The sequence below is a fragment of the Bradyrhizobium sp. USDA 3364 genome (assembly GCF_054056355.1).
In genome coordinates this window covers 3572755-3595758 of sequence record NZ_JBSRYG010000002.1, presented here as the reverse complement: position 1 = coordinate 3595758, position 23004 = coordinate 3572755, and the positions used below count along the sequence as shown (strand labels likewise).

23 protein-coding genes are annotated in these 23004 nt (G+C 64.8%); 12 read left to right on the top strand and 11 right to left on the bottom strand.

Annotated features, from left to right (window positions below; all coding sequences use genetic code 11):
- Nucleotides 1-33 precede the first annotated feature (33 nt).
- The 5 genes from urtE to urtA all read right to left on the bottom strand — a co-directional run bounded on the left by urtE (nucleotide 34) and on the right by urtA (nucleotide 5709).
- The gene (urtE, locus tag ACVILL_RS16855) at nucleotides 34-729 is read right to left on the bottom strand and encodes an urea ABC transporter ATP-binding subunit UrtE (RefSeq protein WP_024581870.1); all 696 of its coding nucleotides are present in this window, start codon (nucleotides 727-729) and stop codon (nucleotides 34-36) included.
- A gap of 2 nt (nucleotides 730-731) precedes the next feature.
- Nucleotides 732-1493 (bottom strand): urea ABC transporter ATP-binding protein UrtD, encoded by a 762-nt coding sequence (gene urtD, locus ACVILL_RS16850; protein WP_456730075.1) that lies wholly within the window; start codon nucleotides 1491-1493, stop codon nucleotides 732-734.
- A gap of 4 nt (nucleotides 1494-1497) precedes the next feature.
- The gene (gene urtC, locus ACVILL_RS16845; RefSeq protein ID WP_456730074.1) at nucleotides 1498-2661 is read right to left on the bottom strand and encodes an urea ABC transporter permease subunit UrtC; all 1164 of its coding nucleotides are present in this window, start codon (nucleotides 2659-2661) and stop codon (nucleotides 1498-1500) included.
- Complete coding sequence (gene urtB / locus ACVILL_RS16840) at nucleotides 2658-4253, bottom strand: urea ABC transporter permease subunit UrtB (RefSeq protein WP_456734280.1); 1596 nt, start codon at nucleotides 4251-4253, stop codon at nucleotides 2658-2660. Before urtB ends, urtC begins: the two co-directional genes overlap by 4 nt.
- Nucleotides 4254-4380: 127 nt before the next feature.
- The gene (gene urtA / locus ACVILL_RS16835) at nucleotides 4381-5709 is read right to left on the bottom strand and encodes an urea ABC transporter substrate-binding protein (RefSeq protein ID WP_456730073.1); all 1329 of its coding nucleotides are present in this window, start codon (nucleotides 5707-5709) and stop codon (nucleotides 4381-4383) included.
- A 532-nt stretch (nucleotides 5710-6241) separates the two neighbouring features.
- Here urtA and ACVILL_RS16830 point away from each other — a divergent pair.
- From ACVILL_RS16830 to ACVILL_RS16820, 3 genes are all read left to right on the top strand, one after another.
- Entirely contained in the window at nucleotides 6242-7663 is a 1422-nt protein-coding gene (locus ACVILL_RS16830) for a DEAD/DEAH box helicase (RefSeq protein ID WP_456730072.1), read from the top strand.
- 24 nt (nucleotides 7664-7687) lie between these two features.
- Nucleotides 7688-7981 carry a translation initiation factor IF-1 gene (infA, locus tag ACVILL_RS16825; protein WP_016842649.1) on the top strand — a complete coding sequence of 98 codons (294 nt, stop codon included), beginning with the start codon at nucleotides 7688-7690 and terminating at the stop codon, nucleotides 7979-7981.
- 267 nt (nucleotides 7982-8248) lie between these two features.
- Entirely contained in the window at nucleotides 8249-8461 is a 213-nt protein-coding gene (locus ACVILL_RS16820; protein ID WP_016842648.1) for a cold-shock protein, read from the top strand.
- 208 nt (nucleotides 8462-8669) lie between these two features.
- Here the strand turns inward: ACVILL_RS16820 and ACVILL_RS16815 are convergent, their stop codons facing one another.
- From ACVILL_RS16815 to ACVILL_RS16795, 5 genes are all read right to left on the bottom strand, one after another.
- On the bottom strand, nucleotides 8670-9299 hold the full coding sequence (locus tag ACVILL_RS16815) for a TadE/TadG family type IV pilus assembly protein (RefSeq protein WP_456730071.1): 630 nt from the start codon (nucleotides 9297-9299) through the stop codon (nucleotides 8670-8672).
- A gap of 8 nt (nucleotides 9300-9307) precedes the next feature.
- Nucleotides 9308-9859 carry a TadE/TadG family type IV pilus assembly protein gene (locus ACVILL_RS16810; protein WP_456730070.1) on the bottom strand — a complete coding sequence of 184 codons (552 nt, stop codon included), beginning with the start codon at nucleotides 9857-9859 and terminating at the stop codon, nucleotides 9308-9310.
- Nucleotides 9860-10031: 172 nt separating this feature from the next.
- The gene (locus tag ACVILL_RS16805) at nucleotides 10032-10538 is read right to left on the bottom strand and encodes a pilus assembly protein N-terminal domain-containing protein (RefSeq protein ID WP_456730069.1); all 507 of its coding nucleotides are present in this window, start codon (nucleotides 10536-10538) and stop codon (nucleotides 10032-10034) included.
- Nucleotides 10539-10743: 205 nt separating this feature from the next.
- The gene (locus ACVILL_RS16800) at nucleotides 10744-12186 is read right to left on the bottom strand and encodes a hypothetical protein (RefSeq protein ID WP_456730068.1); all 1443 of its coding nucleotides are present in this window, start codon (nucleotides 12184-12186) and stop codon (nucleotides 10744-10746) included.
- Between the two features lie 15 nt (nucleotides 12187-12201).
- A complete protein-coding gene (locus ACVILL_RS16795) occupies nucleotides 12202-13032 on the bottom strand; it encodes a sterol desaturase family protein (RefSeq protein WP_456730067.1) in 831 nt (276 codons plus the stop codon).
- Nucleotides 13033-13315: 283 nt separating this feature from the next.
- On the opposite strand from ACVILL_RS16795, the gene ACVILL_RS16790 reads away from it, so the two are divergent.
- From ACVILL_RS16790 to ACVILL_RS16750, 9 genes are all read left to right on the top strand, one after another.
- Complete coding sequence (locus ACVILL_RS16790; RefSeq protein WP_139480303.1) at nucleotides 13316-13480, top strand: Flp family type IVb pilin; 165 nt, start codon at nucleotides 13316-13318, stop codon at nucleotides 13478-13480.
- Between the two features lie 154 nt (nucleotides 13481-13634).
- Entirely contained in the window at nucleotides 13635-14159 is a 525-nt protein-coding gene (locus ACVILL_RS16785; protein ID WP_456730066.1) for an A24 family peptidase, read from the top strand.
- A gap of 126 nt (nucleotides 14160-14285) precedes the next feature.
- Entirely contained in the window at nucleotides 14286-15080 is a 795-nt protein-coding gene (gene cpaB / locus ACVILL_RS16780; RefSeq protein WP_456730065.1) for a Flp pilus assembly protein CpaB, read from the top strand.
- A gap of 44 nt (nucleotides 15081-15124) precedes the next feature.
- Nucleotides 15125-16567, top strand: coding sequence for a type II and III secretion system protein family protein (locus ACVILL_RS16775; RefSeq protein WP_456734279.1), 1443 nt, complete (start codon nucleotides 15125-15127; stop codon nucleotides 16565-16567).
- A gap of 8 nt (nucleotides 16568-16575) precedes the next feature.
- Nucleotides 16576-17328 (top strand): CpaD family pilus assembly protein, encoded by a 753-nt coding sequence (locus ACVILL_RS16770; RefSeq protein ID WP_456730064.1) that lies wholly within the window; start codon nucleotides 16576-16578, stop codon nucleotides 17326-17328.
- Nucleotides 17325-18593 carry an AAA family ATPase gene (locus ACVILL_RS16765; protein ID WP_018269598.1) on the top strand — a complete coding sequence of 423 codons (1269 nt, stop codon included), beginning with the start codon at nucleotides 17325-17327 and terminating at the stop codon, nucleotides 18591-18593. Before ACVILL_RS16770 ends, ACVILL_RS16765 begins: the two co-directional genes overlap by 4 nt.
- 24 nt (nucleotides 18594-18617) lie before the next feature.
- Entirely contained in the window at nucleotides 18618-20081 is a 1464-nt protein-coding gene (locus tag ACVILL_RS16760) for a CpaF family protein (RefSeq protein ID WP_456730063.1), read from the top strand.
- 11 nt (nucleotides 20082-20092) lie between these two features.
- Nucleotides 20093-21070: a type II secretion system F family protein gene (locus tag ACVILL_RS16755; protein WP_456730062.1), complete on the top strand. Its 978-nt coding sequence runs from the start codon at nucleotides 20093-20095 to the stop codon at nucleotides 21068-21070.
- 9 nt (nucleotides 21071-21079) lie between these two features.
- Nucleotides 21080-22054 (top strand): type II secretion system F family protein, encoded by a 975-nt coding sequence (locus tag ACVILL_RS16750; RefSeq protein ID WP_456730061.1) that lies wholly within the window; start codon nucleotides 21080-21082, stop codon nucleotides 22052-22054.
- 106 nt (nucleotides 22055-22160) lie between these two features.
- Here ACVILL_RS16750 and ACVILL_RS16745 read toward each other — a convergent pair whose 3' ends face one another.
- A complete protein-coding gene (locus ACVILL_RS16745) occupies nucleotides 22161-22961 on the bottom strand; it encodes a tetratricopeptide repeat protein (RefSeq protein ID WP_456730060.1) in 801 nt (266 codons plus the stop codon).
- Nucleotides 22962-23004 lie beyond the last annotated feature (43 nt).

The following is a 23004-nucleotide window of genomic DNA, read 5'->3' as shown; positions in this document are numbered from 1 at the left end:
TCGCGCGCCACGAAGGGCGGCGTCACATCTACTTCACAGCGCCATCTGGCGGCTGATCTCCGCGGGATCGAGGCTTGCGCGGTCGCAGGCATATTTCACCGCACCCCGATCCATCACCGCAAAACTGTCGCCGAGTTCGCAGGCAAAGTCGAGATATTGTTCGACCAGCACGATGGCGATGTTGCCGAGGTTGCGCAGGTAGGAGATGGCACGGCCGATGTCCTTGATGATCGAGGGCTGGATGCCCTCGGTCGGCTCGTCGAGCAGCAGCAGCTTCGGCCGCATCACCAGCGCGCGGCCGATCGCGAGTTGCTGCTGCTGGCCGCCGGAGAGGTCGCCGCCGCGGCGGCCCAGCATGGTCTCCAGCACCGGAAACAGCGAGAACACGTCATCGGGGATGTTGCGGTCTTCGCGCTTCAGCGGACCGAAGCCGGTCTTGAGATTCTCTTCCACCGTCAGCAGCGGGAAGATCTCGCGACCCTGCGGCACGAAGCCGATGCCGCGGCGCGCCCGCTCATAGGGTTTCAGCGCGGTGATGTCCTTGCCGTCGAAATTGATCGCGCCGGAGGCGATCGGATACTGGCCGACCATGGCGCGCAACAGCGAGGTCTTGCCGACGCCGTTGCGGCCGAGCACACAGGTGACCTTGCCGGGCTCTGCGGTCAGCGATACGCCGCGCAGCGCCTGCGCCGCGCCGTAATAGAGATTGATGTTGTCGATCTTCAGCATCCCTAGCGCCCCAGATACACTTCGACCACCCGCTCGTTCGACGACACCTGGTCGATCGAACCTTCGGCGAGCACCGAACCTTCATGCAGGCAGGTCACCTTGACGCCGAGCTCGCGCACGAAGGTCATGTCGTGCTCGACCACCATGATGGTGTGGTTCTTGTTGATCTCCTTGAGGAGCTCCGCGGTCAGGTGGGTTTCGACGTCGGTCATCCCTGCCACCGGCTCGTCGACCAGCAGCACCTTCGGGTCCTGCGCCAGCAGCATGCCGATCTCGAGCCATTGCTTCTGGCCGTGCGACAGGCTGCCGGCGAGGCGGTTGCGCGCATCGGTCAGGCGGATGGTCTCCAGCACCTTGTCGATCCGCTCGGACTCGGCCGTGCTGCCGCGCCAGAACAGCGTGCCGCGCACGGAATGATCGACGTTGAGCGCGAGCAGCAGATTGTCCTGCACGGTCTGGCTCTCGAACACCGTTGGCTTCTGGAACTTGCGGCCGATGCCGAGCTCGGCGATCCGGGTCTCGTCGAGCCGGGTCAGGTCGACGGTACCGTCGAACAGCACGGTGCCCTCGTCCGGCTTGGTCTTGCCGGTGATGATGTCCATCATCGTGGTCTTGCCGGCGCCGTTCGGGCCGATGATGGCGCGCATCTCGCCGGGCTCGAGCGCCAGCGACAGATTGTTGATGGCGTGGAAGCCGTCGAACGAGACGTGCACGCCGTCGAGGTAGAGCATGGCCGAGGTGGCGCGGGTATCCATGACGTTCATCTGCCTACTCCGCGGGGTTCGGTGCGCCGATGCCGTCTTCGCGCGCCGCGCTCTCGGCGTCGGGAGAGTTGTACCGTGCCTTCTCCCACCAGCTGTTGAAGGTGCCGACGATGCCCTTGGGCAACAGCAGCGTGACCAGGATGAACAGCGCGCCCAGCATGAACAGCCAGTACGGCGCGAGCGGCCCCGAGGTGAAGAACGTCTTGGCGTAGTTGACCACGACGGCGCCGAGCGCGGCCCCCACCAGCGTGCCGCGGCCGCCGACCGCGACCCAGATCACCGCCTCGATCGAGTTGGCGGGTGCGAACTCGCTCGGATTGATGATGCCGACCTGCGGCACATAGAGCGCGCCGGCGACGCCGGCCATGCAGGCCGACAGCGTGAACACGAACAGCTTGTAGGATTCGACGCGATAGCCGAGGAAGCGGGTCCGGCTTTCGGCGTCGCGCACCGCGATCAGCACCTTGCCGAGCTTCGAGGTCACGATCGCGCGGCAGATCAGGAAAGCGACGATCAGCGCCAGGCAGCTCAGCAGGAACAGCGCGGCACGAGTGCCTTCGGCCTGCACGTTGAAGCCGAGGATATCCTTGAAGTCGGTCAGGCCGTTGTTGCCGCCGAAGCCGAAATCGTTGCGGAAGAACGCCAGCAGCAGCGCATAGGTCATCGCCTGCGTGATGATCGACAGATACACGCCGGTGACCCGCGAGCGGAAGGCGAGCCAGCCGAAGCAGAAGGCGAGCAGGCCGGGCACCAGCAGCACCATCAGCGCGGCGAAGGCGAACTTGTCGAAGCCGTACCAGTACCAGGGCAGTTTGTCCCAGTTCAGGAACACCATGAAGTCCGGCAGGATCGGATTGCCGTAGACGCCGCGGCTGCCGATCTGCCGCATCAGGTACATGCCCATGGCGTAGCCGCCGAGCGCGAAGAACGCGCCGTGGCCGAGCGAGAGGATGCCGCAATAGCCCCAGATCAGATCGATCGAGAGCGCGAGGATGGCGTAGCAGACATACTTGCCCCACAGCGCCACCAGATAGGTCGGCACCTGGAACATCGAGCCCTGCGGCAACAGCAGGTTCGACAGCGGGATCAGCACGCCGACCGCGGCGACGATCAGCACGAACGCGGTCGCGGCGCGGTCGAGCGAACGGGTGAGGATGTGCGGCGTCATGCTTCCACCGCCCGGCCCTTGAGCGCGAACAGGCCGCGCGGCCGCTTCTGGATGAACAGGATGATCAAGACCAGGATCGCGATCTTGCCGAGCACCGCGCCGGCCACCGGCTCCAGGAACTTGTTGGCGATGCCGAGCGTGAAGGCGCCGACCAGCGTGCCCCAGAGATTGCCAACGCCGCCGAACACCACGACCATGAATGAGTCGATGATGTAGCTCTGGCCGAGATTCGGGCTGACATTGTCGATCTGCGACAGCGCCACGCCGGCAATGCCGGCGATCCCCGAGCCGAGCCCGAAGGTCAGTGCGTCGACCCGCGAGGTGGCGATGCCCATGGACGCCGCCATGCGGCGGTTCTGCGTCACCGCGCGCATCTCGAGCCCGAGCGCGGTGTAACGCAGCATCGCGAGCAGGATGGCGAACACTGCGAGCGTGAAGCAGAGGATCCAGAGCCGGTTATAGGTGATGGTGATCTGGCCGAGCTCGAAGGCGCCGCTCATCCAGGACGGATTGCCGACCTCGCGGTTGGTCGGGCCGAACGCGGTACGCACCGCCTGCTGCAGCACCAGCGACAGGCCCCAGGTCGCAAGCAGCGTCTCCAGCGGGCGGCCGTAGAGGAAGCGGATGATGGTGCGCTCGATCAGCACGCCGATGAAGCCGGCGACCAGGAAGGCGAGCGGCACCGCGATCAGCAGCGAATAGTCGAACAGCGCGGGATAGCGGGTGCGGATCACCTCCTGCACCACGAAGGTGGTGTAGGCCCCGAGCATCACCATCTCGCCATGCGCCATGTTGATGACGCCCATCACGCCGAAGGTGATGGCAAGGCCGATCGCGGCCAGCAGCAGCACCGAGCCGAGCGAGAGGCCGTACCAGGCATTCTGCACCATCGACCACATCGCGAGATTGCTCTGGATCGAGGAGACCGCGCCCGCGGCCGCCTGGGCGACCAGCGGCGGCTGGTCGCCAAGCCCGGTGAGCAGCGCCAGCGCCTCCTGGTCGCCGCGCGCCTTGACCACGCTGACGGCGTCGAGCTTGTCGACGTCGGATGCATCCGACTTGAACAGGATGATGGCGGCGCGCGCCTCGGCGAAAGCCTGCTTGATCGACTTGACGCTCTCCTTGGCGAGCGCGCCCTCGACGGTCGGCAGCAGGTTCTCCTCGTGGCTCTTGAACACCGATTGCGCAGCCGCGAGCCGCTTGGCCGGATCGCTCGACAGCAGCGTCAGGCCGCCGAGCGCGGCCTCCACGGTGCGGCGCAGGCGGTTGTTGAGGCGGACGGCAGCGGCATTGTCGGGCAGCTTGTCGACGGCCGCGCCCGTCGCGGCGTCGACGATCTTGCCGTCGGTCCGCGTGATGAAGACCTTCTTGCCGTCGGGATCGGCCGACAGCCGGCCGTCCTGCAGCGCGCTGATGATGGGCGAGGCCAGCGCATTGCCCGATGCGGCGACCTCGCCGATCGCGGCTTCGGTGTCGGAGAACTCGTCATTGGCGAACTTGGCGACCGAATCCTCGAACGGGCCAGCCAGCGCCGGCACGGCAAGGCAGCTCAGCAGCAGGAACGAGAGACAAAGCGCGCGAAAACGATCGATGCAATTGGCAAACACGTCAGTACCCCGGCAGGAGTGGGAGGAGAAGGCGGCGATCGATGCCGCCTTCTCCAGTGTTGGAAGGTTGTGTCGTTGATCAGCTCAGGAGCTTAGGAGCCTTTAAAGCTGCTCAAGAGCCCTGGCCGCCGCACTTGTTGGTCTTGGTGTTGTAGTTGCCGCACTTCTTGCCGACCCAATCGCCGATCAGGTCCTTGGAGCCCTCGAGCTCCTTCGACCAGGCGTCGCCGGCCACCAGGCCCGGGGTCTTCCAGACCACGTCGAACTGGCCGTTGCCCTTGATCTCGCCGATGAACACCGGCTTGGTGATGTGGTGGTTCGGCAGCATCTTCGACACGCCGCCGGTCAGGTTTGGCGCCTCGATGCCCGGAAGCGCGTCGATCACCTTGTCCGGATCGGTCGACTTCACCTGCTCGACCGCCTTCACCCACATGTTGAAGCCGATGTAGTGCGCTTCCATCGGATCGTTGGTCACGCGCTTCGGATTCTTGGTGTAGGCCTGCCACTCCTTGATGAACTTCTCGTTCGCCGGGGTCTTGATCGACTCGAAGTAGTTCCAGGCGGCGAGATGGCCGAGCAGCGGCTTGGTGTCGATGCCGGCGAGCTCTTCTTCGCCGACCGAGAACGCGACCACCGGAATGTCGGTCGCCTTGATGCCCTGGTTGCCGAGCTCCTTGTAGAACGGAACGTTGGCGTCGCCGTTGATGGTGGACACCACCGCCGTCTTCTTGCCGGCCGAGCCGAACTTCTTGATGTCGGCCACGATGGTCTGCCAGTCGGAGTGACCGAACGGCGTGTAGTTGATCATGATGTCGTCCTGGGCGACGCCCTTCGACTTCAGATAGGCTTCCAGGATCTTGTTGGTGGTGCGCGGATAGACGTAGTCGGTGCCGGCCAGCACCCAGCGCTTCACCTTCTCTTCCTTCATCAGATAGTCGACGGCAGGAATCGCCTGCTGGTTCGGCGCAGCACCCGTGTAGAACACGTTGCGCTCGGACTCCTCGCCCTCATACTGCACCGGATAGAACAGGATGTTGTTGAGCTCCTTGAACACCGGGAGCACGGACTTGCGCGACACCGAGGTCCAGCAGCCGAACACGACCGCAACCTTGTCCTTGGTGATCAGCTCGCGGGCCTTTTCGGCAAACAGCGGCCAGTTCGATGCGGGGTCGACCACGACCGGCTCGAGCTTCTTGCCGAGCACGCCGCCCTTCTTGTTCTGCTCGTCGATCAGGAAAAGGATCGTGTCCTTCAGCGTGGTCTCGCTGATGGCCATGGTGCCCGACAGCGAGTGCAGAATGCCAACCTTGATGGTGTCGTCGGCCGCTTGCGCGGGCGCGAAGGGCGAGGACGCAGCCAGGCCCATAACCAGGCCGGCCGTCGCCGCGAGCGCGCGGCGGCGGGTCATCGTCGCTATTCCTTGAGTAAGCTGAGTAAGCATGAAATGTCGTCTCCCTGACGCAGGCGTGAACGCTTGCGAAACGGCCGCCTGGCCGCCTGCGGTTAAGGGAATCGCAAGAACTGTGCCACGGTGCGCAGGCACCGTAAGCCGATGAACCAGCTGGATAATTTCGCGGGTTCCGGGCAAATACGGAAAGCTTCTGCCCAATCATTGAGCCGGCCACTTGACTGCCGAAAGAGCAATCAGATTATTTTGTAGGCAAAATTGCCCTCTTGGCTAAATTTCCGGCACCGATTTGTGACAGTTTGCGCGGTGGTTCGGCGCATTCAGCGCGCCGATCCCTGCAATCTGATCTTGAAACCGCCTAGTTCCTGGTCCATATCCTCGCCATGCCCGCGACATCGCGGTGCCTTCGCGAGCTGCGTGTTCAAGCTGCCCCAAGCGGCTTCTGGCTCGCCTTTCAGCTAACCCAGCTTGACGCCCCAGACACGCGGGTGTCCCCGAATGCCTCCATGCGCCTCCCGCCGATACCGGCCGGGACGATGGTGGCTTTTATGGAAAGAACCACCTTTTGACCTCCTTTCAGGATTTCGGCCTCGCCGATCCCATCGCCCGCGCGCTTCGAGAAGAGAACTATCTCACGCCGACCCCCATCCAGGCCCAGACCATCCCGCTCGCACTTGCCGGCCGCGACGTCGTCGGCATCGCCCAGACCGGAACCGGCAAGACCGCGTCCTTCGCGCTGCCGATCCTGCACCGGCTGCTCGAGAACCGCGTCCGCCCGCAGCCCAAGAGCTGCCGGGTGCTGGTGCTCTCGCCGACCCGCGAACTGTCGGGGCAGATCCTCGACAGCTTCAACACCTATGGCCGCCACATCCGGCTGTCCTCGGCGCTCGCCATCGGCGGCGTGCCGATGGGCCGCCAGGTCCGCGCCGTGATGCAGGGCGTCGAGGTGATGGTCGCCACCCCCGGCCGCCTGCTCGATCTCGTCCAGAGCAACGGCCTGAAGCTCAACCAGGTCGAATTCCTGGTGCTCGACGAAGCCGACCGCATGCTCGACATGGGCTTCATCAATGACATCCGGAAAATCGTCGCCAAGTTGCCGATCCGGCGCCAGACGCTGTTCTTCTCGGCCACCATGCCCAAGGACATCGCCGAGCTCGCCGAGGCGATGCTGCGCGATCCCGCCCGTGTGGCGGTGACGCCGGTGGCCTCGACGGTGGATCGCATCGCCCAGCGCGCGATTCAGGTCGATTTCGCCGCCAAGCCGACCGTTCTCGCCCAGTTGCTGAAGCAGGAGCCGGTCAACCGCGCCCTGGTCTTCACCCGCACCAAGCACGGCGCCGACAAGGTGGTGAAAAGCCTTGCCAAGGCCGGCATCGAGGCCAATGCGATCCACGGCAACAAGTCGCAAAACCACCGCGAGCGCACGCTGGCGGCGTTCCGTTCCGGCGAGATCCGCACCCTGGTGGCGACCGATATCGCCGCCCGCGGCATCGACGTCGACGGCGTCAGCCATGTCGTGAATTTCGACCTGCCCAACGTCCCGGAGACCTATGTCCACCGCATCGGCCGCACCGCGCGTGCCGGCGCCGACGGGATCGCGATCTCGCTGATCGCCGGCGCCGAGGAGATGGGCTATCTGCGCGATATCGAGCGGCTGATCCGGATTACCGTGCCGCGGGAAGACCGCCGCACACAGGGCGGCGGCCGCGAGGCCTCGGCGCCTTCGCAGGCCACCCACCCGCACCGCGGCGGCCGCTCTGCGCCCCGCGCGCATAATGTCCGTGGGAATGAAGCCGCTCCTGGCACAAAAGGCCCTCGCCGCCGCCGCCGTCGGGGTGGTAATAATGGCGCGCCGCAGACGAGCCGGGGCGAGTCGCCGCGTCCGTCGCAGGCCGGCAACAGCGAAGGCATTCAGGGCGTCGCCTTCTTGCATCGCGAGAGCCGGCCGAATCCGCAACACAACCGCAACAACCGACCGAAGCACTAGCCGTCGCTCGATCTGGAGAACCATATGGCTAAGGAAGAGCTGATCCAGTTCGAAGGACTGGTGACCGAAATCCTCCCCGACGCTCGTTACCGGGTACAACTCGACGCCGGACACGAGATCGTCGCCTACACCGCCGGCAAGATGAAGAAAAACCGCATCAAGACGCTGGCCGGCGACCGCGTTACGATTGAAATGTCGCCCTACGATCTCGAAAAGGGCCGCCTGATTTTCCGGCACAAGGACGAACGCCCGAGCGGCGCGCCTGGCGGCCCGCCGCGGGGCGGAGCGCAGCGCGGCGGCCAGTTCCGTCGCCGATAGAAGGCGAATTGCAACTGTTGCGCGCATGACGTCCTGATGTCCTGCGCTACAATGGCCGGCGGCTGCGCCGGCCAAAAAATCGCGCACGTCAGGATTGTTTTGAAGGCTTCTATCGAATAATATCCTACCCATCGATTTTCGGCCGGACGACATTAGCCAATACCGGTACAGCCGGTTCAGACGCTGACGACCCTTCCAAAAATTCGATCTCACCACCCCGCCGACTAGCGGGTCTTGAACTTGTATATCTGAGAAGGGACTACCCACGTGAGCATGGGAACCGTGAAGTGGTTTAACGCAACCAAGGGCTACGGCTTCATCCAGCCGGATGAAGGCGGGAACGACGTGTTCGTGCACATCAGTGCAGTCGAGCGCGCCGGCCTTGGCACTCTGCGTGAAGGCCAGAAGATCTCCTACGAGATCGTTGCTGACCGCCGTTCCGGCAAATCCTCGGCCGACAATCTGCGCGCCGCCGGATAAGCCGATTTCCCGGGAGCGCGAAGCTCCAGGAAATTGTCGTTAAAGCATCAAGGGCCGCACCTCCGGGTGCGGCCCTTTTTGTTGGGATCGCTGTGCTGCCGCGCGGCCTAGAGCATGATCCGGAAAAGTGGAAACCGGTTTTCCGAAAAGATCATGCTCCAACAGAGAGATGAGATCGTGATGCGTTTCCGTGGAAACGCATTACGATCTAGTAGGTCGGGCAGGTGGTCGGCATGGTGGCGGAAGTCGGCGCATAGAACACGCACACCGACTGCCGCGGCCTGGTAAAGGCGACGTCGGTCAGATTGACGCCGCTCTTGGCCATCACATAGCCGATCGTCGGAACGTATTTGTAGCTGACTTCGCTGAAGATCAGATAGGTGCCCGCAACCAGCAGTGCCGACGGAACGAGGCTTGTCACCACGTCGCCCTGATTGCGGCTCGAGGCCGTCACCGTGGCCTGCGTGGCGCCCGAGGCGATCGTCCCCGCCTTGCTCCACTGTATTTTGGCGATGTTCGAGCTATTGACGCAGATTTCCGACAGCGTGACCTTGGTCGGCGACGCATCATACGGCGTCATGATGCCGACGCTGGCGCTGAAGAAGTTCTGGAGGTCGGCATCCACCACCTGCGTCGCCTGCGAGGTCAGGTCCGAGGCGGCGCGCGCCATCAGCGTCACCTTGCGGTCGACCGCGACACCGGACGAAAACTCGACGGTGCCGAAGAACATCACCAGCATCAGCGGCAGGATGAAAGCGAACTCGACGGCGGCAAGCCCGCGGCGGTCACGCGCGAGAGCAGCAACGGAGCGCAGCAAGGCCACGGGCAATGTTTTCATGACCTTGCTCATGAGCATGTCGCTCCAGCGGTTCCGGATGGCTCGTTCTTGAATGTCGCGGTCGCGGTGAGGAGCCGCTTGCCGTTGGAGAGGTAGCTGGAGCTGAAAACCTTGGTGACAAACAGCGGCCACTGATAGAACAGCCGAACCACCACGACGTCGCCGTCCTTGCCGGGACACCATTTCACTTGGGTGGGATCGGTTATGGGCGTGATGTTGACGCTGCTGAAGCCTGTCGCAGACGGATAGCTGCGCACGTCGACGTATACGCCGTTGGTGCAATCGAACATCGCATTGACTCGCGCGCAGACGAAATCCTTGAACTGCTGCTGGGTATAATTCGCCCCCTGGGCCTGGCCGGTCATGATGAAGCGGGACGAATCCTGCGTCACCGTCTCAAGGACCTGGCTCGCAAAGAAGATCATTGCCACTTCGATGATCGCGAACAGCAGTGCGAAAAACGGCGGCGCGACCAGCGCGAATTCGACCGCGGTCACGCCACTGCGGTTTCGGTGAAAGCGGCGGAGGAGGCGCGCGAAGGAGCGAACGGGCAGCAGCATCAACGACCCCGGATCAACATGGCGGCAACAACTACCCAAGACTCATTGTCGAAGTATTTCGCCGGATCGAGACAGAGCGACCCGATCCGTTAGGTCTTTCTTAGCCATATCGGGCGAGCGAACCGCGATCAGCCCGCGGCCCCGGCCTGTGCAGCGCCGGGGCGGACACGCGTCAGTTCTGCGGCTTCCCGGCCGCACCCGACCCGGAGGCCTGGCTGTTGAGCGTGCCGGCCTGGTCCATCGTCGACTTGAAATAGGTCTCGCCGTCGCCGAGCGTGATGCGGCGCTGGCACACCGGCATGCAGCTGTAGGTCTCGCGATCGACGCCGCGATAGACGGTGACGAGCTGATCGGTCGGACCCTCGACCTGGATCTGGCGATCCACCAGCACCTGGCCGGTGCGGTCGAGCGCGATGAAGTTGGTCGCGCCGTAGCCCTTGCCGGTCACGACGACAACCCCGCCGTTCTGCAGGGTGACATCGGCGATCAGGGGATTGCCGACCACGATGGTGGCGATGCCGACGGGCAGCTTGACGAGCTTGGCCTGATCGACATTGACCGCAATCCGGTCAGGGTCCGGCGCGGCCGTTGCGAACGCTGGCGACAGCAGCACGGCTGCGGCCAGCGAGATGAATCCAATGCGCGTGACGGCGCGAATACGCTGGGACTGAAACGACATACTCTACCCCGGGACGTTAACGAGCCGGCAAAAGCGATACGCAGCGGACCGGCGCCCGACGCAGGCAAATCTGACGGCAATTCATTTAAGAAGAGCAAAAATCGGCCGCCGAATTGCGCGGATGTCACGACTTCCGGAGTTGAGAGGCCAGATCTCCGGCAATCTCGCGCGGGAACACCCAAGCCGTATGGTCCACAACCGTCACCTAGCCGGCCGCACGCACATGCACCACCACACGATCGTCAGCGTAGAGGCGCTGCCATCCATCGATGTGATCGAGAAACCTCGAGGCAGGCGTCGTCGGGTCGAGCATCACGGCATCGATGTCGTAGGTCTTGAGCAGAGCGAGCAAGCCGTCGACGTCCTTGAGCTGGAGCGCGCGGTAATAGGCCATCTCGAAGGTCTCGCCGTAAAGCTCGGCGCGCCCGTCGACGAACACCGGCACCTGACGCCAGATCAGATAGCCGCCGAACCGCAAATCGTTGAACACGCGCTGCACATGATGCGCCTTCAGCGCGTCGACGGCGGCCGCAGGCGAATGGTCCGCCGGCGGCGACAGGCCCTGGCGCGCCGCGACGAACCAGGTCGAGGCGCCCAGCACGGCCATGAGCGCCGCGGCCGGCACGGCCTTCAGCCGGACAACGCCTGCGGCGCGCAGACCGAACTGGGTTGCCGCCGGCGTCAGCACGGCAAGCGGCAGCAACAGAGCGAACAGCTCAAGATTCCTGACATGGGATAGCGCCATATGCAGCAGGCCCAGGACCAGGGCTATTCGCGGCAGCGGCAGCCTCACACCGTAATAGAGCGCCGCGCCGATCAGGCCGAGAATCGACAGTTCGAAGGCGTCGATGTGACTGAAATTCGCCGGCGCCCATTCGTCGATGAGATGCAGCAGCTCACCGAGGTTGAGAATTTTCAGCGAGGCGAGAATCGAGCCCCATCCATAGGGCGTCACACAGCATGCGGCCAGCGCACCGATACCGAATGCCGTCCAGCGCAGCGCCAGCGGCAATCGCTGCGCCGGCGCGGCATTCCAGATCGCATCAAGCGCAAAGGCGCCGGCCAGCACCAGGCCGAACAGGAATCCGCCATGCAGATTGGCCCAGAGCGCGATCAGCGGCAGCAGCCAGAACGAGGGAGCCTCGCGGCGTTCGCTTGCCGTCATCAGGCCGTTCGCCCAGACCAACATGACCGGCAGCGCGAGCACATGCGGACGCGCCAGCAGATGCCCGCAAGTCAGCACCAGTGCCGCGAGCGCGATCAGGCTCGCATGGATCGCCGGCAGCGCGCGGTTGAGGATCGCGGTGAGCAGCGCGAAGGTCAGGGCACCGCAGGCCGCGGTCAGCACCACGGGGCCGGTCCACCCGGCAAGGTCATAGGCCGTCGCGAACAGGACCTGCGCCAGCCAGGACGACGACACCCATGGCTGACCCGCCTTGGTGAAGGAATAGATGTCGACCGACGGCAGCGCATGGTGGTCGAGGATCCAGCGGCCGACCGCAATCTGCCAGTAGGTGTCGGGATCGGCGAGCAGCCTGTCGCCGAGGATCAGCAGCAGCGCATAGACGCCGCATGCCATCCAGAACCAGGCCGGAATCTCGAACGCCGAGGTCCGCGCCTGCGGGAGGGTTGCGGTGTCGGCACGCATGCGCGCACGAGCCGGTCAATGCCGGAACGGATAGGCCAGCTGTCCGCCGATCTCGGCCGGCACGCCCTGCTCGGCGTCGACGCCGTAATCGTCCGGAAGCTTGCCATCGGGCATGCGGAATGTCCCGAACAGGATATCCCAGAGCGGAAACGTGCCCGCGAAATTGGTGTCGCCGCCTTCCTCGAGCGCGGTGTGATGCCAGCGATGAAACACCGGCGTGGCGATCACATATTTGAACGGGCCAAGCGTCCAGTTCAGGTTGGCGTGCACGAATGCCGAGTGGAAGGTGGTGAAGGGACCGACCCACAGCATGATGTTCGGCGAGATGCCGGCCATCAGCAGGATCACGTCGACCGAGATGGTGCCGACCAGGAGGTTGACGGGATGGAAGCGCGCCGCCGAGATCCATTCGAGATCTTCGGAGGAGTGATGAATGGCGTGGTACTTCCAGAAGCCGCCGCCATGAAACATCCGGTGCAGCCAGTACAGCATGAAGTCGGATGCGACCAGGAAGATGATCGACTGCAGCCAGAGCGGAAGCTGCGACAGCGGGCCGTGTCCGTTCTCGTAGAACGAGATCAGATCGTCGGCGCCATGCACGTTGAAGACCGCGGCCGCGCCCACCACCAGCAGCCCGATGCGGAGCACGCGGGCAAACACCGGCACGAAGAACCAGTAGCAGATGTCGGTGACCAGCTCGCGCTTCTGCCACCACGGCTTGCCGGGATTGCAGGCCCAGAAGTGCGTCAGCGCGGTGAAGAACAGCGCCAGCCCGATCGTGATCGGCACCACCCTCATCATCGTCTGGCCGAGCATCTCGATGACTTCGATCGGAAGGGTAGACATGGCAGCCTCATTTGACGGATGCTCCATGGGTAATGGATGTGCGCTTAAGGAGCCGTGAACAGGCACCGATAGTGGCCGGTCGCAGCAACAGTCCGCAATTTTAGCGGGCCGCTTAATCCCAAATTTACTGTGCGCGACAACTGCGGGTTCCCTCAGAGTTTATGCGATCAAATTAACTGCACCGAAATCGTCCAACCGTAGGGTGCCGCAATGGTCACGGTGCTGAGAACGCCGGCGAGACCAAAACTAGTTCGACCAGCCACGTGTACACAGGAGTGAATTTATGAAGAACCTCGTTTCGCGCTTCGTGAAGGACGAGTCCGGCGCGACCGCCATCGAGTACGGCCTGATTGCCACCGGCATCGCCATCGCGATCATCGCCGCAGTCAACGGCGTCGGCTCGAAGCTCTCGGGTACCTTCAACTCGATCTCGGGCTCGCTGAAGTAAGCCGGTTTCCGACGAGTTCGCATCAAAGGTCCCGGCACCCCCGGGACCTTTGCTATTTCATCGGGGGCGATTGGCCGCGATCCTTTCCCGATTGTTCACCATTGGCCGCTAGCGTCGGGTCTCGACCGCAGCTCCAGCTTGACGGCATGAATCCATGATCCTCGACATCGCACGCTTGATGCTGTTTCCGGCCCTGATGGCCTTTGCGGCGGCGAGCGATCTGTTGACCATGACGATCCCGAACCGGGTCTCGCTGGCGCTGGTGGCCGGCTTCTTCGTCCTGGCGCCGCTGACCGGGATGGGTATGCATGACATGCTCAGCCATGCCGGCGCCGGCGCGCTGGTGCTGGTGGCGGCGTTCGGCATGTTTGCGATGGGCTGGGTCGGTGGCGGAGACGCCAAGGTCGCGGCCGCGGCCGGCCTGTGGTTCGGCTTCGAGCATCTGCTGCCCTATCTGGTGTTTGCCTCGCTGTTCGGCGGTGCGCTGACCGTGCTGCTGCTGCAGCTCCGGCAATGGCCGCTGCCCTACCCGCTCGCCTCCCAGGCCTGGCTCAGCCGCCTCCACGACAAGCAGACCGGAATTCCTTACGGCATCGCACTCGCCCTCGGCGCCCTGCTGATCTATCCCGAGACCGACTGGATCAAGACGATCGATCTCGCGCACTTCGCGATGCGCTGAAAAGCAGCGGTAACCGCCCGTTAAGGCGATTTAGATACGCCTCATTAACCATGCTTTGACGAATAGCTGGTCAACTCCCATCACGGCGGCGGCAGCGTCGCGGCGTCATGTGGAAAGTGAAGCGTAATGGATAGGGCCCGCATTCTGGTCTTGGCTATCGCAGGCTGCGCCGGCCTTGCCGCCCTCTATTTGGCGAGCGGAAGCGACGACAAGCCGGCGCCCGCTCCGCCGGTCGCGCAGCTGCCCACGGTCGACATCCTGGTCGCGCGCACCGACATCGGGCTCGGCCAGGCCGTGAAGCCCGAGGACGTGCAGTGGCAGACCTGGCCGGCGGCGACCGCCAGCGCCACCTTCATGCGCAAGGACAGCAACGCCGACGCCATCAAGGACGTCACCGGCTCGATCGCGCGCGCCCCGTTCATCCAGGGCGAGCCGATCCGCGAGCAGAAGCTCGTCAAGGCCGACGGCAGCGGCTTCATGGCCGCGATCCTGCCGACCGGCATGCGGGCGGTATCGACCGAAATCTCGCCCGAGACCGGCGCCGGCGGCTTCATCCTGCCGAACGACCGCGTCGACGTCCTGCTGTCGAAGCGGGACAAGAATCCGGACCGCAGCGGCGCCGACATCGTCAACTCCGAGGTCATCCTGACCAATGTTCGCGTGCTCGCGATCGACCAGGCGCCGAAGGAGAAGGACGGCACCAACGCTCTGATCGGCAAGACGGTGACGCTGGAGCTGAAGCCCGAACAGACCGAGACCTTGGCGCGCGCGCGCCAAAGCGGCGTCCTGTCGCTGGCGCTGCGCAGCATCGCCGACAACAACGCGCCCGAGACCAAGACCGACGACAACCGTCAGAGACGCGGGGACACGATCAACGTCATCCGCTTTGGCGTTGCCAACCAGGCAACGATGCAGAAGTGACCATGAGGACACACGTGATGAGAGGCGGGGCTACTCAACGGACAATGCGGGCCTTCATGGTCCGCGCATTGTCGTTCTCGGCCGTCGCGGCGCTCACGCTCAACCCGGCCCTGTCGCCGGTGGTGGCGAGCGACTACCGCGCCGCGCCCGCCCCTGCCTCGGCCGACGGCCAGATGAATGCCCGTTTCCTCGCACTCGGCGTCGGCAAGTCGATCGTGATCGATCTGCCCAGGGACATCAAGGACGTGCTGGTGGCCGATCCGAAGATCGCCAACGCCGTGGTTCGCTCGGCGCAGCGCGCCTACATCATCGGCGCGACGGTCGGCCAGACCAACATCGTGTTCTTCGATGCCGCGGGCCAGCAGATCGCGGCCTATGACATCGCGGTCAAGCGCGATCTCAACGGCGTGCGCGCCGCGCTGCGTGCGTCGCTGCCGAACTCCGATATCCAGATCGAGGGCGTCGCCGACGGCGTGGTGCTGACCGGGAGTGCGGCGAGCCCGGTCGAGGCGCAGCAGGCCGGCGAGATCGCCGCGCGGCTGGTCGGCGGCCCCGACAAGGTCGTCAACTCCATCACGGTCCGCGGCCGCGACCAGGTGATGCTGAAAGTCACGGTTGCCGAAGTCTCGCGCAGCCTGATCAAGCAGCTCGGCATCGATCTCACCGCAAACCTCAATTACGGCACGACCGTGGTGAAATTCGCCAACAACAACCCGTTCACGGCGAACAACGCACCGCTGGTACCCGGCAACGCCCTCACCACCTCGTTCGGTTCAGGGCCATCGGTGTCGGCGACGTTGCGCGCCATGGAAAGCGCCGGCGTGGTGCGGACCCTGGCCGAACCGAACCTGACCGCGATCTCGGGCGAATCGGCGACCTTCATCTCGGGCGGCGAGTTTCCAATCCCCACCGGCGTGACCTGTCAGACGACGACGTCAGGCGCGATCGGACAGTGCGTTCAGACCGTCAGCTTCAAGAAATTCGGTATCTCGCTCAACTTCACGCCGGTGGTGCTGACCGAGGGACGGATCAGCCTGCGGGTGATGACCGAAGTGTCGGAAGTCTCGACCGAGAACTCGCTGACCGGCGGCCAGAACGGCACCACGATCCCTTCGATCAAGACCCGCCGCGCCGAGACCACGCTGGAAATTCCCTCGGGCGGCTCGATGGCCATGGCCGGCCTGATCCAGGACCAGACCAAGCAGGCGATCAACGGCCTTCCCGGGCTGGCGTCGCTGCCGGTGCTCGGCACGCTGTTCCGCAGCCGCGACTTCGTCAACAACCAGACCGAAATGATGGTGCTGGTGACGCCCTATGTCGTTCGCGCGGTGGCGCAGAAGGACCTGTCGCGTCCGGATGACGGCTTCGCCAACGCCTCCGATCCGCAGGCCGACCTGCTGGGCAGCCTCAATCGCATCTACGGCGTGCCTGGCCGTACCGAGCCGGCGCGGAATTACCGCGGCACCTACGGCTTCATTACCGACTGAGGCGGACGATGACACAGACCACATCCAAGACATCCGCCGGATACAAGCGCAGCATCGGTCTCGCCGGAACGCTCGTCAGCCTTGCCGTGACGCTGGGCGCCTGCCAGCACGATCGCGACAACAGTTTCGCGATGGTGAACGCGCCGGCCGACTATCGCCAGCGCCACCCGATCGCGGTCACCGAGGCCGATCGCTCGATCGTGGTCTTCGTCGGCCGCAGCCGCGGCGGCCTGACCGCGGAGCAGCGCGCCGAGGTGATGGGGATGGCGCGGGACTGGATGCGCGAGGGCACCGGCGCCGTCACCATCGACGTTCCCGCCGACACGGCGAACGCACGCCCCGCCCAGGAATCGCTGCGCGAGATCCAGGCCACTTTCGCCGCCGCCGGCGTGCCGCCGCGCGGGATCCTGGTTCGCAGATATCATCCCGAGGATCCGCGCCAGATGCCCGCGATCCGCGTCAACTATCCGAAGATGAAGGCGGTCGCCGGGCCGTGCGGCCTCTGGCCGGAAGATCTCGGCCCGTCGATCCACAACGGGTCCTACATCGAGAACAAGCAGTACTACAATTTCGGCTGCGCCAATCAGCGTAACCTCGCAGCCATGGTCGAAGACCCGACCGACCTCGTGCAGCCGCGCGCGGAGACCCCTGCCTACACCTCGCGCCGCAACATCGCCTTCGACAAATATCGCAAGGGTACCACCACCGCCACGACCTATCCCGAGTCCGAAAGGGCCAAGCTAAGCGACACCGGAAAATGATCACCTACGCGCAGCAAAACTCCGAAGAGCAGACGGACGCCCCGCCGCAGGCCGTGGACGACCACATTGCTCCGGCGCCTCGGGTTTCGGTCCAGGCGTTCTGCGAAACGGTCGAGACCGCCGCTGCCGTGCAGTCGGCTGGCGAGGATCGCCGGCTGGCCAAGGCACATCTCAAGATCCAGATGGGCGGCATGGCGGCCGCCATCGAGGCCTATCGCTCGGCCCCGACGCCCAACGTCATCATCCTCGAGACCGAAGGCCGCGGCGACATCCTGGCCGGTCTCGATCAGCTTGCCACGGTGTGCGACGCCGGCACCCGCGTGGTCGTGATCGGCCGCGTCAACGACGTCACGCTGTATCGCGAGCTGGTGCGCCGCGGCGTCAGCGACTACGTGATTGCGCCGGCCCATGCGATCGACGTCGTGCGCGCGGTCTGCAACCTGTTCTCGGCCCCGGAAGCCAAGGCGGTCGGCCGCATCGTCGCTGTGGTCGGCGCCAAGGGCGGCGTCGGCGCCTCGACGATCGCCCACAACGTCGCCTGGGCGATCGCCCGCGATCTGGCGCTCGATTCCGTGGTCGCTGACCTCGACCTCGCCTTCGGCACCGCCGGCCTCAACTACAACCAGGATCCGGCGCAAGGTATCGCGGACGCCGTGTTCTCGCCGGATCGCGTCGACACCGCCTTCGTCGACCGCCTGCTGTCGAAATGCACCGACCATCTGAGCCTGCTGGCGGCGCCGGCGACGCTCGACAAGGTCTACGATTTCGGCGCCGAGGCGTTCGATGCGATCTTCGATACGCTGCGCACCACGATGCCCTGCATCGTGCTCGACGTGCCGCATCAATGGTCCGGCTGGACCAAGCGCGCGCTGATCGCGGCCGACGACATCCTGATCGTGGCGGCGCCCGACCTTGCGAACCTGCGCAACGCCAAGAACATGTTCGACCTGCTGAAGGCGTCGCGGCCGAACGACCGCGCGCCGTTGTACTGCCTGAACCAGGTCGGCGTGCCGAAGCGGCCCGAGATCGCGGCGGGCGAATTCGCCAAGGCGATCGAGAGCCAGCCGATCGCCGCAATTCCGTTCGATCCGCAGATCTTCGGTTCGGCCGCCAACAACGGCCAGATGATCGCGGAGATTTCCGCCAATCACCGCGCGGTCGAGATGTTCCTGCAGATGGCGCAGCGGCTGACAGGCCGCGGCGAGACCAAGAAGCCGAGGGGATCCTTCCTGTCGCCCCTGCTCGAAAAGCTGCGGTCCAAATAGTGGTCCGCGTGGAGTCAAGACGTCGTGTTTGGTAAGCGTAGCGGAAACGATGGGGATGTGCGGGCACCCAAGCCCGCTTTTCAGGCGCCGGAGCCCGCCGGCTCGTCGGCGATGTCGCGCGAGTCCGCTGCCCCGACGATCTCGTCGCCGCCGCTGGCCCCGGCCAAGCCGCCGCCGGCTCCCACCGTCGAAACCCGCCGCTCGGACAATTACTACCAGGTCAAGGCGACGATCTTCGGCGCCTTGATCGAGGCGATCGACCTTGCCCAGCTCGCCAAGCTGGACAGCGAGTCGGCGCGCGAGGAAATCCGCGACATCGTCAACGAGATCATCGCGATCAAGAACATCGTGATGTCGATCGCCGAGCAGGAAGAGCTGCTCGACGACATCTGCAACGACGTGCTCGGCTACGGCCCGCTGGAGCCCCTGCTGTCGCGCGACGACATCGCCGACATCATGGTCAACGGCGCGGGCACCGTGTTCATCGAAGTCGCCGGCAAGATCCAGCGCACCGGGATCCGCTTCCGCGACAACCAGCAGCTGCTCAACATCTGCCAGCGCATCGTCAGCCAGGTCGGCCGCCGCGTCGACGAATCCTCGCCGATCTGCGACGCCCGCCTCGCCGACGGCTCGCGCGTCAACGCCATCGTGCCGCCGCTGGCGATCGACGGGCCCGCGCTCACCATCCGCAAGTTCAAGAAGGACAAGCTGACGCTGGAGCAGCTCGTCAAGTTCGGCGCGATCACGCCGGAAGGCGCGACCATCCTGCAGATCATCGGCCGGGTCCGCTGCAACGTGATCATCTCGGGCGGCACCGGCTCGGGCAAGACCACGCTGCTGAACTGCCTGACCAACTATATCGAGCACGACGAACGCATCATCACCTGCGAAGACGCCGCCGAACTCCAGCTGCAGCAGCCGCATGTGGTGCGGCTGGAAACCCGGCCGCCGAACATCGAGGGCGAGGGCCAGGTCACGATGCGCGAACTGGTGCGCAACTGCCTGCGTATGCGCCCGGAGCGGATCATCGTCGGCGAAGTCCGCGGACCCGAGGCGTTCGACCTGTTGCAGGCGATGAATACCGGCCACGACGGCTCGATGGGCACGCTGCACGCCAACAATCCGCGCGAAGCGCTGTCGCGCTGCGAATCCATGATCACCATGGGCGGCTTCTCGCTTCCGTCGCGCACCATCCGCGAGATGATCTGCGCCTCGGTCGACATCATCGTGCAGGCCGCGCGCCTGCGCGACGGTTCGCGCCGCATCACGCACATCACTGAGGTGATGGGCATGGAAGGCGACACCATCATCACCCAGGACGTCTTCCTCTACGACGTGGTCGGGGAAGACGCCAACGGCAAGATCATCGGCAAGCACCGCTCGACCGGCATCGGCCGGCCGCGCTTCTGGGAGCGTGCCCGCTACTACAATGAAGAGAAGCGGCTGGCGGCGGCGCTGGACGCCTCCGACTCGCCGGCGCCGGTCTAGGGAAACGCAGGATGCAGACGCAAACCCTTGCCCTGGCCTTCCTCGCCGCCACCACGGTGGGCGGCATCGCCTGGGTCTTCCTGTACCCCTACCTCTCGGGCGAGAAGAAGGCCGAGTCGCGCCGCGCGTCGGTGGCGCGCAACGAACCCACGACGACCCGAAATGCCGACCGCACGCAGCGCTCGCGCCGCGAGCAGGTCGAAGGATCGCTGAAGGAGCTCGAGGCGCGCAGGCAGAAGGACAAGAAGGTCCCGCTCGGCCTGCGCATCTCGCAGGCCGGACTGGAATGGTCCGAGCAGAAATTCTGGATGATCTCCGGCGCGCTGGGCCTGTTCGGGTTCGGCGCGGCATTCCTGGCCGGCGGCGGCCTGCTCGGAGCGGCCGGCATCGGCTTTGCCATGGGCCTCGGCGCACCGCGCTGGCTGCTAGGCTTCCTGAAGAAGCGGCGGGAAAAGGCCTTCCTGAAGGCGCTGCCCGACGCCGTCGACGTCATCGTGCGCGGCATCAAGGCCGGTCTGCCGCTGTTCGAATCGCTCAAGGCTGTGGTCAACGACGCGCCTGAGCCGCTGCGCAGCGAGTTCCTGGCGATCATCGAGACCCAGGCGATCGGCATGCCGCTCGGCGAGGCCTGCGCCCGGCTCTACGAGCGCATGCCGCTGCCGGAAGCGAACTTTTTCGGCATCGTGATCGCGATCCAGCAGAAGTCTGGCGGCAATCTGTCGGAAGCGCTCGGCAACCTGTCGCGTGTGCTGCGCGACCGCAAGAAGATGGCCGAGAAGATCCAGGCGATGTCGATGGAAGCGAAGGCTTCCGCCGCCATCATCGGCTCGCTGCCGCCGATCGTGATGATCCTCGTGTTCCTGACGACGCCGGACTACATCGCGCTGCTGTGGACCAACTCGATGGGCCAGCTCATGCTGGTCGGTTGCGCCCTCTGGATGACCTGCGGCGTGCTGGTGATGAAGAAGATGATCAATTTCGATTTCTGACGGTGCAGCATGATTGATATTCTGATCGCCAAGCTCCACGACGTCAGGTTCATGACGATGCTGCTTGCCTTCTTCGCGGCAAGCGCGACGGTCTACACGCTGGTGATGCCCCTGCTCGCCGGCGGCGATCTCAACAAGCGCATGAAGGCGGTCGCCAGCGAGCGCGAACGCCTGCGGCAGCGCGAACGCGAGCGGCTGTCCAAGACCGAGAAGGTGGCGCTGCGGCAGACGCCGAAGCAGGTCGTCTCGCGGGTGGTGGACGATCTCAACCTGTCAAAATGGCTCGCTCAGGAAGCGGCGCTCGAGAAGCTCGTGATGGCGGGCTATCGTGGCCACGCCCCCTACGTCACCTTCCTGTTCGCCCGCGCGGTGACGCCGATCGTGCTGCTGATCGGCGCGATCATCTACACGTTCTTCATCGCGGGCGCGAACTGGTCGCTCACGCTCAAGATCGGCATCTGCGTCGGCGCGGCCTATGCCGGCCTGCAGGCGCCGATGCTGTTCCTGAAGAACGCGATCTCCAAGCGCCAGCTCCAGATCAAGCGCGCCTTCCCCGATTCCCTCGACCTGCTGCTGATCTGCATCGAGTCCGGCATGTCGGTCGAGGTCGCGTTCCGCAAGGTCGCCAACGAGATCGCCGGACAGTCGATCGCGCTGTCGGAGGAGTTCGCGCTGACGACCGCGGAATTGTCCTATCTGCAGGACCGCAAGTCCGCCTACGAGAACCTGGCGCGCCGCACCGGACTCGAGGGCGTGAAGTCGGTGTGCATGGCCTTGCAGCAGTCCGAACGCTACGGCACGCCGCTCGGCCAGAGCCTGCGCGTGATGGCGCAGGAAAACCGCGACATGCGCATGAATGAGGCTGAGAAGAAGGCCGCCTCGCTGCCGCCCAAGCTGACCGTGCCGATGATCCTGTTCTTCCTGCCCTGTCTGTTCATCGTGATCCTCGGGCCGTCCTACATCAAGATCGCCACCATGCATTGAGTTGCGCTTGCCGCGCAGACGAGAACGCCCGGCATTGCCGGGCGTTTCTTTTTCGCGCGTGAGGTCGATGCATCGCGAAGCTAAGCGCTTCTCGCCCGAGACTGCCTTAGTCGTCCTTGGCGACGACCGGCGCAATTCGCGACGCGGTCCGCGGCCCGTCCTTGCGGTTCAGCATGTCGCGGAGATAGGCGACGTTGGCCGCCGCCTCGTCCGCCGGCAGGTCGGCCTTGACGATGGTTTCGGCCTCCGCGAAACGGCCCTGCAGGCCGACGACGAGCGCCAGGTTCTGCCGGATCCTTGTGTCGGCACGGGCGCTGGCATAGGCCTTGCGCAGCGTCTCTTCCGCCTTCGGCAATTCCTTGGTCAGCATGTAGGACAGGCCGAGATTGGACAGCACCGACGGCTCGTCGGGAGCCAGTCGCAGCGCACTCGCGTAATAGCGCCGCGCTTCGTCATGCCGGTTCATCTTGTCGAGCGTGGTGCCCTGCACCGACAGGATCCGCCAGTCCGGATTGTCCGGGCTGTGGGCGCGGCTCAGCACGTCGAACGCCGCCTGCGAATTGCCGTTGTCGGCCAGCGCGCGGCCGTAGGCGGCAAGCAGCGCCTTGTTGCCGGGATTGGAAATCGTGGCCTGCTCCAGCACGGCGCAGGCCTGCGCGCGCTGTCCGGACATCCGCAGCCCCTGGCCGTAGGCGATCGCGGCGTCGACATCCTTGGGATTCTTGCGATAGCGCTCGCCATAGACCTCGACGGCGCGGCGCGGATCATCGGGCGTGGGATCCGACGACCGGGACGCGATCGATCCGGTCACGTCGGACATGGTCTGGCAACCGCCCAGCCCTGCGGCCAGGACCGCGACGAGGGCGGCGGAAGCGAGATGCCGGGTCAAATTGGACTGTCGACGCATGGCACTGTCACTCACGAAATCGGGCAAATGGATCCAACTGAAC